The 7,273-nt window shown below is 68.9% G+C and carries 10 protein-coding genes; 7 read left to right on the top strand and 3 right to left on the bottom strand.

Translation table 11 applies throughout. The annotated features are described in order from the left end of the window. Positions 1–113: 113 nt before the first annotated feature. The gene (locus tag AB7U92_RS18135) at positions 114–1,052 is read right to left on the bottom strand and encodes a tetratricopeptide repeat protein (protein ID WP_428580061.1); all 939 of its coding nucleotides are present in this window, start codon (positions 1,050–1,052) and stop codon (positions 114–116) included. An 81-nt stretch (positions 1,053–1,133) separates the two neighbouring features. Between AB7U92_RS18135 and mutM the strand changes: the two genes are divergently transcribed. From mutM to AB7U92_RS18170, 7 genes are all read left to right on the top strand, one after another. Further along, entirely contained in the window at positions 1,134–1,949 is an 816-nt protein-coding gene (mutM, locus tag AB7U92_RS18140; RefSeq protein WP_428580064.1) for a bifunctional DNA-formamidopyrimidine glycosylase/DNA-(apurinic or apyrimidinic site) lyase, read from the top strand. A 138-nt stretch (positions 1,950–2,087) separates the two neighbouring features. After that, positions 2,088–2,930, top strand: coding sequence for an ABC transporter ATP-binding protein (locus tag AB7U92_RS18145; RefSeq protein ID WP_428580067.1), 843 nt, complete (start codon positions 2,088–2,090; stop codon positions 2,928–2,930). After that, entirely contained in the window at positions 2,927–3,706 is a 780-nt protein-coding gene (gene mlaE, locus AB7U92_RS18150; RefSeq protein ID WP_428580070.1) for a lipid asymmetry maintenance ABC transporter permease subunit MlaE, read from the top strand. The genes AB7U92_RS18145 and mlaE overlap by 4 nt, the downstream gene beginning before the upstream one ends. 21 nt (positions 3,707–3,727) lie before the next feature. Continuing rightward, entirely contained in the window at positions 3,728–4,210 is a 483-nt protein-coding gene (gene mlaD, locus AB7U92_RS18155; RefSeq protein ID WP_428580073.1) for an outer membrane lipid asymmetry maintenance protein MlaD, read from the top strand. Further along, positions 4,207–4,968, top strand: a complete 762-nt coding sequence (locus tag AB7U92_RS18160; RefSeq protein ID WP_428580076.1) for an MlaA family lipoprotein — start codon at positions 4,207–4,209, stop codon at positions 4,966–4,968. Before mlaD ends, AB7U92_RS18160 begins: the two co-directional genes overlap by 4 nt. A gap of 112 nt (positions 4,969–5,080) precedes the next feature. Next, positions 5,081–5,716: an MlaC/ttg2D family ABC transporter substrate-binding protein gene (locus AB7U92_RS18165; RefSeq protein WP_428580079.1), complete on the top strand. Its 636-nt coding sequence runs from the start codon at positions 5,081–5,083 to the stop codon at positions 5,714–5,716. 12 nt (positions 5,717–5,728) lie between these two features. Next, the gene (locus tag AB7U92_RS18170; protein WP_428580082.1) at positions 5,729–6,016 is read left to right on the top strand and encodes an STAS domain-containing protein; all 288 of its coding nucleotides are present in this window, start codon (positions 5,729–5,731) and stop codon (positions 6,014–6,016) included. On the opposite strand, the gene AB7U92_RS18175 is transcribed toward AB7U92_RS18170, so the two are convergent. Together AB7U92_RS18175 and msrP are read right to left on the bottom strand one after the other, a co-directional pair. Further along, a complete protein-coding gene (locus AB7U92_RS18175) occupies positions 5,988–6,608 on the bottom strand; it encodes a sulfite oxidase heme-binding subunit YedZ (protein ID WP_428580087.1) in 621 nt (206 codons plus the stop codon). The two genes, AB7U92_RS18170 and AB7U92_RS18175, sit on opposite strands and share 29 nt — an antisense overlap. Then, a partial coding sequence (gene msrP / locus AB7U92_RS18180) for a protein-methionine-sulfoxide reductase catalytic subunit MsrP (protein ID WP_428580085.1) occupies positions 6,605–7,273 on the bottom strand: 669 nt, incomplete at its 5' end. The genes AB7U92_RS18175 and msrP, both read right to left, overlap by 4 nt.

The following is a 7,273-nucleotide window of genomic DNA, read 5'->3' on the forward strand; positions in this document are numbered from 1 at the left end:
GCCTGCGTGCGGCCTAGCTCGCGCAGGTCCGCCGCGCAGCCGCCCCCAACCTCGTCGACGTCGGCAGGCGCGGCCGGGGCGGAGGGCGCCGCCTCGAGCTTCTCCAGATAGGTCTACAGGGCCACGCTCGCCTCGGCCGGATGGCGCAACTCGACCTGCAGGGCGCCCAGCGTCAACCAGGGCGGCGCGAGGTCAGGCGCCAGCCGCGTGACGACCTGCAACTGCTCGGTGGCATCGCCGTAGCGCTGGGCGTTGGTCAGCACCCGCACGTAGTTCAGCCGCACGCCGTGGCTGTCAGGCCGGGCCTTCAGGAACGAGGTGACGATGGCTTCGGCCGCCGGCGTGTTGGCGGCCAGACCGGCCGCCAGCATCGCCACCGATTCGTTGGACGGCTCGTCCGCATGCGCCTGCTGCAGCAGCGGCAGCGCCTTCGGGTTGTCCGGCACGCCGAGCCAGGCGCGCGCCAGGGCGATGCGCGACGCGACGCGCGTGGCCGGCTGGTCGATCCAGCCCTGCGTCACGCGCTCCACCAGTGCCGGCGTGCGCGCCCGGTCGCCGGTGCGAGAGAAGAATCCCGGCAACGACTGGATCAGCGCCGGACGCTCGGCCTCGGCGGTGAGCTCAATCAGCGAGCGCAGCGGCTCGATCGATTCCTCCGCGCGGTTCAGCGCCACCAGCAGCTGGATCAGGTAGCGGTGCGCTTCGATGGACTTCGGAAGCGCGCTGCGCCAGGCCATCACCGCGGCGAGCGCCTGGTCGCCGGCGCGGGCCTGCAGCGCGATCTCGGTGGCGCGGCGGTAGAGCTGCTCGTCGCGCGTGCGCCGCGCGGCATCGAGCATCACCTGGTAGGCGGTGCCCGCCTCGCCATTGCGCAGTTCGATCTCGCCGATCAGCAGCTGGTAGAAGAGCTGCGCATCGAGGCTGGAGTTCTCGACCTTGGCGGAACTCGCCGCCGGTTGCGCCGGCGCCGCGACCGCTGCACCGACGCCGAGCAGCGAAGCCAGCAGGACGCCGAGCAGCGGCAGGCCCGGGCGGGACGAAGGGGACGGCATCGGCAACTCCTGAAGGCTCGAATTCATTCTAGTGGTCGGTCGATCAGCCTGTGATCGGCGCGGCTCGCGATAATTCCGCACATGCCCGAACTTCCGGAGGTCGAGACCACGCGGCGCAGCTTCGCCGAGCGCGTCGACGGCTCGAGCGTGAAGGCGGTCCGGCTGGGAAAGCCGCTGCGCTGGCCACTGGGTTGCGATCCGGCGTCGCTGGTCGGGCAGCCCGTCGGCGCCGCGCAGCGGCGCGGCAAGTACCTGTGGCTGCCGGTCGGCCCCGGTGGGCTGCTGATGCACCTGGGCATGTCGGGCTCGCTGGCGTTCAGCGAGCAGCCTGGCGACCCCGGCGCGCACGACCACTTCGACCTCGTCACCACCCGCGGCACGCTGCGCCTGACCGATCCCCGCCGCTTCGGCGCCGTGGTGTGGTCGTGTGGGCTCGATGCCGATCCGGCGCGCAAGCTCGTCGCCGGCCTCGGCCTCGAACCCTTCGACCCGGCTTTCGGCGGCGAGCACCTGCACCGCGCGCTGCGCGGCCGGCGCGTGGCGATCAAGCAGGCGCTGCTGGCCGGCGACATCGTGGTCGGGGCGGGCAACATCTACGCCTGCGAGGCGCTGTTCGGCGCAGGCATCGATCCGCGCACGGCGGCCGGGCGTGTCAGCCGGACGCGCTGCGACCGGCTGGCCGAGGCCGTGCGCCGCATCCTGGCGCAGGCGCTGGAGCTTGGTGGCAGCACGCTGCGCGACTACCGCGACGCCCATGGCATGGCCGGCAGCTTCCAGCAGCACGCGGCGGTGTACGGCCGTGCCGGCGAGCCTTGCCCGGTTTGCGGCACGCCGGTGCGCCGCATCGTGCAGGCGCAGCGTTCGACCTTCTTCTGCCCGCGCTGCCAGAAGCGCTAGAAACCGGCGTGAATCGGCGTCACAAGACGTATCCGGGTTTCCCCTGCACGGCTTGTTTTGCCATGCGACAATCCGCCGGCCTCGGCCGCCACCCCGCTCGCACCCCGGCGGCCCGACGACAAGAAAAGCACCCGCGCAATGCCGAGTGAAAACGCCCCCGCGAGCGGCGATGCCCTGATCGAGATCGACCACGTCACGTTCGGGTACGACGCCAGCCGCACCATCCTCAACGACATCTCGCTGCGCTTCCAGCGCGGCAAGGTCACGTCCATCCTCGGCAGCTCGGGGTGCGGCAAGACCACCCTGCTGCGGCTGATCGGTGGCGTGCATGCGGCGAACTCCGGCACCGTGACCTTCGACGGCGAGCGCGTCGACTCGCGCGACCGCGAGCTGATGTTCCGCCTGCGTCGTCGCATGGGCGTGCTGTTCCAGTTCGGCGCGCTGTTCACCGACCTGTCGGTGTTCGACAACGTTGCCTTCCCCTTGCGCGAGCAGACGGATCTGAAGGAATCGATGATCCGCGACATCGTGCTGATGAAGCTCAATGCCGTCGGCCTGCGCGGCGCCGCGAAGCTGCGCATCTCGGAGGTGTCCGGCGGCATGGCGCGGCGCATCGCGCTGGCCCGCGCGATCGCGCTCGACCCCGAGCTGATCATGTACGACGAGCCGTTCGCCGGCCTCGACCTGGTCTCGATGGGCGTGGCCGCGCGGCTGATCCGAACGCTCAACGACGTGACCGGCTCGACCTCGCTGGTGATCTCGCACGACGTGCCCGAGTGCATGGCGATCAGCGACCACGTGGTGCTGCTGGCCAATGGCGGGCGCATCGTCGCGCAGGGCACGCCCGACGAATTGATGAACTCCAGCGACCCCGAGGTGCGCCAGTTCGTGCGCGGCGAACCCGACGGCCCGGTCAAGTTCCACTACCCGGCGCCGACCATCGCCGAAGACTTCGGCCTCGGTGCAGGAGGCTCGGCATGAACTTCGTCGCCCTGCTCGGCGCGCGCGCCCTGGCGGTGCTGAACTCGTTCGGCCATGCGGCCTTCTTCTTCCTCGACCTGCTGCGCGCCATCCCGCCGGCGATGCGCCGTTTCGGCCTGGTGGTGGTGCAGATCCACGCCATCGGCAACCGCTCGCTGATCATCATCCTGTCGTCGGGCCTGGCGGTGGGCTTCGTGCTCGCGCTGCAGATGTACTACGCGCTGGTGACCTACGGCGCCGCCGAGTCGCTCGGCCTGATCGTCAACCTCGCGCTGGTGCGCGAACTCGGGCCGGTGGTCACCGGGCTGCTCTTCGCCGGGCGCGCGGGCACCTCGCTGACGGCCGAGATCGGCCTGATGAAGGCCGGCGAGCAGATCGCCGCGATGGAGATGATGGCCATCGACCCGAAGGCGCGCGTGCTGGCGCCGCGCTTCGTGGCGGGCATGGTGTCGATGCCCATCCTGGCGATCCTGTTTTCCGCGATCGGCATCCTCGGGGCCTATGTCGTCGCGGTGCTGCTGATCGGCGTGGACGCCGGCAACTTCTGGTCGATCATGCAGAGCAAGGTCGACGTCTGGCGCGACGTCGGCAACGGCATCGTCAAGAGCATGGTGTTCGGCGTGATCTGCTCGTTCGTCGCGCTCTACCAGGGCTACGAGACCGATGCCACGCCGGAGGGCGTGGCCTACGCCACCACGCGCACGGTGGTGATCTCGTCGCTGGCCATTCTGGGCATGGACTTCATCCTGACGGCGCTGATGTTCTCGACGCCGTAAGACCGAAAGGAAACACGAGAGATGGGCAAGAAAGGCATCGAAACCCTGGTCGGACTGTTCGTCCTGATGGGCATGCTCGGGCTGGTGTTCCTCGCGTTGAAGGCGGCCAACCTCGCCAGCTTCGGCGGCGGCGACACCTACACGCTCACGGCCAAGTTCGACAACATCGGCGGCCTCAAGCCGCGTGCGCCGGTGCGTAGCGCCGGCGTGAACGTCGGCCGGGTGGCCTCGATCACCCTGGATGCGCGCACCTACCAGGGCGTGGTCCGGCTCGAGATCGACAAGGGCGTGGAGTTCCCGAAGGATTCGCAGGCGCGCATCCTCACCGCCGGCCTGCTCGGCGACCAGTACATCGGGCTGGAGCCCGGCGCCGACGAGAAGACGCTGGTGGCCGGCGACACCATCACCCAGACCCAATCTGCCGTGGTGCTGGAGAGCCTGATCAGCCAGTTCCTCTTCAACAAGGCCGCCGACGCCGGGGGCGAGTCGGGAGCGAAGAGGTGAAGCGCGGCGCCTCGCTCGCCGCGCTGGCGGTGGCGCTGCCGTTGCTGGGCGGCTGCGCGACCACGCTGAACGACGTGCGCGGCGGCCCGGGCGCCAAGCTCGACCCGTGGGAGAACTGGAACCGCAAGGTCTTCGCTTTCAACGAGGCGCTCGACGAGAAGGTCCTCGAGCCGGTGGCCACGGCCTACTCGAACATCGTTCCGCAACCCATTCGCCGCGGCGTCGACAACTTCTTCGGCAACTTCGCCGATGCCTGGTCGGCGGTGAACAATTTCCTGCAGGGCAAGGCCACCGCGGGCGTCTACGACGTGATGCGAGTGGGCACGAACACGGTCTTCGGCCTGCTCGGCGTGCTCGACGTGGCCACGGAAGTCGGCCTGGAGAAGACCCGCGAGGACTTCGGCCAGACGCTCGGCGTGTGGGGCATGGGCACCGGCGCCTACATCGTCTGGCCGCTGTTCGGGCCTTCCAGCGTGCGCGACACCATCGGCCTGCCGATGGACATTGCGGCCTCGCCGAGTTCGGTGATCAACGACGGTGCTACTCGCTACAGCCTGACCGCGCTGAGCATCGTGAACACGCGCGCCAACCTGCTCGGCGCCACGCGTGTGCTCGACGACATCGCGCTGGACAAGTACAACTTCGTTCGCGATGCGTACCTGCAGCGCCGGCGCAGCCTGGTGTTCGATGGCAACGAGCCGCCGCCGCCCGACCCTACCGAGCCGGAGGAATCGGCATCCGAGCCTGCAGCGAAGTGAACGTCCGGATGTTTCTGCACGTTAACGTTGCCTCCGGGCATTGAACCTCGCGGCTCGCGCGGGCTCTGAGCACCCTGGAGCCCGTGCAAGGCGCCACAGAAAGGAACAAGACATGCTCTCGATCCGAATCACCACCTGGCTGGCCGCCGCCGCGATGGCGCTGGGCCTGGGCGCGGCCCGCGCGGCCGATGCGGCCAAGGCCCCTGACCAGCTGATCAAGGAAGTCTCCACCGACGTCCTCGACACCATCAAGGCCGACAAGTCGATCCAGGCCGGCGACGTGCAGAAGATCACCGCGCTGGTCGACGCCAAGGTCATGCCCCACGTGAACTTCCAGCGCATGACGGCCTCCGCCGTTGGCCGCTACTGGCGCCAGGCCACGCCCGAGCAGAAGCAGCGGCTGCAGGAAGAATTCAAGGTCCTGCTGGTGCGCACCTACTCCGGAGCGCTGTCGCAGGTGAAGGACCAGTCCGTGCAGCTCAAGCCGATGCGCGCCAACCCGGAAGACAAGGACGTGGTCGTGCGTACCGAGGTGCGCGGCAAGGGTGACCCGATCCAGCTCGACTACCGCCTCGAGAAGAAGGAAGACGGCTGGAAGATCTACGACGTCAACGTGCTGGGCGTGTGGCTGGTGCAGAACTACACCAGCAGCTTCGCGCAGGAGATCGGCGCCAACGGCATCGATGGCCTGATCGCCAAGCTGGCCGAGCGCAACAAGTCGGCTGCGGCCAACGGCAGCAAGACCTGAGGATCCGCTGCGATGCTGCTGCTGCCGGCCACCATCACGATGCGGGAGTCTCGCGACACGCTGCGCCTGCTCTCGCAGGCGCTGCAGGGCGAGAAGGAGGGCGAGGTGGTCGTCGACGCCTCGCCGCTGCAGCAGTTCGATACCTCGGCGCTGGCGGTGCTGCTCGAGTGCCGTCGGCTTGCCCAGGCCTTCGGCCGGCCGTTCAGCGTGCGCAACGCCCCGGCCAAGCTCGCGGCGCTGGCCACGCTCTACGGCGTGGACGAACTCCTGATCACGCCGCCAGCGCCCGCGAGCGCCTGAGGCGCGCCAGCCGCCAGCCCAGCAGCGCGGCGATCACGGCGGCATAGACCGCCACCTCGGCGAAATCGTTCTTGCCTGCGCGCATCCAGAAGAAGTGCAGGATCGCCAGCAGCGCGATGCCATACACGAGCCGGTGCAGCGCCTGCCATCGCGCGGCGCCCAGCGCCTTGATCGCGCGGTTGAACGACGTGGCTGCGAGCGGCACCAGCAGCAGCAGCGCCAGGAAACCCACCAGCGCAAACGGCCGCTTGGGGATGTCGCGAGCGATCGCCGCCAGGTCCAGCCCCATGTCGAGCCAGGCGTAGGCGAGGAAGTGCAGCACCGCGTAGAAGAAGGCGAACAGGCCGATCATGCGGCGAAAGCGCGCCAGCGCCGGCTGCTTCGTCCACACACGCAGCGGCGTCACGGCCAGCACCAGGCAGAGGAAGCGCAGCGTCCAGTCGCCCGTCGAGCGGATCAATGCCTCGGCCGGATTGGCGCCCAGCTGGTTGGCGGCCGCCGCGTAGAACAGCCAGGCGAAGGGCAGCAGGCACAGCGCGAACAGCAGCGGCTTGGCGGCCGGGTGCAGCAGCGCGGGGCGTGCCACCGTCAGTAGAACTTCTTCAGGTCCATGCCGGCGTAGAGCTGCCCGACCTGGGCCTCGTAGCCGTTGAACATCAGCGTCGGCCGCTTCTTCTGGAACAGCCCGTCTTCGCCGATGCGGCGCTCGGTAGCCTGGCTCCAGCGCGGATGGTCGACCTTCGGGTTCACGTTGGAGTAGAAGCCGTACTCCTGCGCCGCCGCCTTCACCCACGAGGTGCGCGGCTCCTTCTCGACGAAGCGGATCTTGACGATCGACTTGCCGCTCTTGAAGCCGTACTTCCAGGGCACCACGAGGCGCAGCGGCGCGCCGTTCTGGTTGGGCAGCACCTCGCCGTACAGGCCGAAGGCCAGCAGCGTCAGCGGCTGCATGGCCTCATCCAGGCGCAGGCCCTCGACGTAGGGCCACTCGAGCACCGATGAGCGCAGCCCCGGCATCTGGGCGCGGTCGGCCAGGGTGACGAACTCGACGTATTTCGCATTGCCGGTGGGCTCGACGCGCCGGATCAGCTCGGCCAGCGAATAGCCGACCCAGGGGATCACCATCGACCAGCCTTCGACGCAGCGCAGCCGGTAGATGCGCTCCTCCATCGGCGCAAGCTTGAGCAACTCGTCGAGGTCGAAGACCTTCGGCTTCTTCACCTCGCCTTCGACGGCCACCGTCCAGGGCCGCGTCTT

Source organism: Piscinibacter sp. (assembly GCF_050175855.1).
Taxonomy (GTDB): domain Bacteria; phylum Pseudomonadota; class Gammaproteobacteria; order Burkholderiales; family Burkholderiaceae_C; genus Piscinibacter.

Bases quoted from the DNA above. Each gene is read 5' to 3' on its own strand.
- AB7U92_RS18135 (WP_428580061.1), bottom strand. From the start codon at position 1,052: ATGCCGTCCCCTTCGTCCCGCCCGGGCCTGCCGCTGCTCGGCGTCCTG.
- mutM (WP_428580064.1), top strand. From the start codon at position 1,134: ATGCCCGAACTTCCGGAGGTCGAGACCACGCGGCGCAGCTTCGCCGAG.
- AB7U92_RS18145 (WP_428580067.1), top strand. From the start codon at position 2,088: ATGCCGAGTGAAAACGCCCCCGCGAGCGGCGATGCCCTGATCGAGATC.
- mlaE (WP_428580070.1), top strand. From the start codon at position 2,927: ATGAACTTCGTCGCCCTGCTCGGCGCGCGCGCCCTGGCGGTGCTGAAC.
- mlaD (WP_428580073.1), top strand. From the start codon at position 3,728: ATGGGCAAGAAAGGCATCGAAACCCTGGTCGGACTGTTCGTCCTGATG.
- AB7U92_RS18165 (WP_428580079.1), top strand. From the start codon at position 5,081: ATGCTCTCGATCCGAATCACCACCTGGCTGGCCGCCGCCGCGATGGCG.
- AB7U92_RS18170 (WP_428580082.1), top strand. From the start codon at position 5,729: ATGCTGCTGCTGCCGGCCACCATCACGATGCGGGAGTCTCGCGACACG.